Source organism: Psychrobacter sp. GW64-MNA-CIBAN-0177 (assembly GCF_040309585.1).
GTDB classification, from domain to species: Bacteria; Pseudomonadota; Gammaproteobacteria; order Pseudomonadales; family Moraxellaceae; genus Psychrobacter; species Psychrobacter okhotskensis.
Map to the genome: position 1 here is coordinate 1 of NZ_JBEOOY010000299.1, position 266 is coordinate 266.

The window sequence follows — 266 nt, forward strand, 5'->3', positions numbered from 1 at the left end:
ACGGTGCGTTGGATGTCGGCGAGATCAAGATGGCGCAGCTTGACGAACAACGTGCAACCCGTCGCGGAGCTCGGTGCATGCGAAGAACCTGGTGGATTCTTGATGTAAGTCCCAGGCCCGAAGGTCCCGGATTCGTCGCTGAATTCGCCGTCCAGGACCAGACTCTCCTCGCCCAAGTCGTGCTTATGATTTTCAACAGCGGAGCCCGGCGCGTATCGCACGATCGAGGTGGCACGCGCCACTTCGTCGCCATCACGCTCCAGTAA

Annotated in this window: 1 protein-coding gene; it reads right to left on the minus strand. The window is 59.8% G+C overall.

Annotated elements, in window-relative coordinates; all coding sequences use genetic code 11:
* Nucleotides 1–266: cupin domain-containing protein (locus tag AAEY79_RS15160; protein ID WP_352289284.1), on the minus strand; the 266-nt coding region annotated here is incomplete at both ends.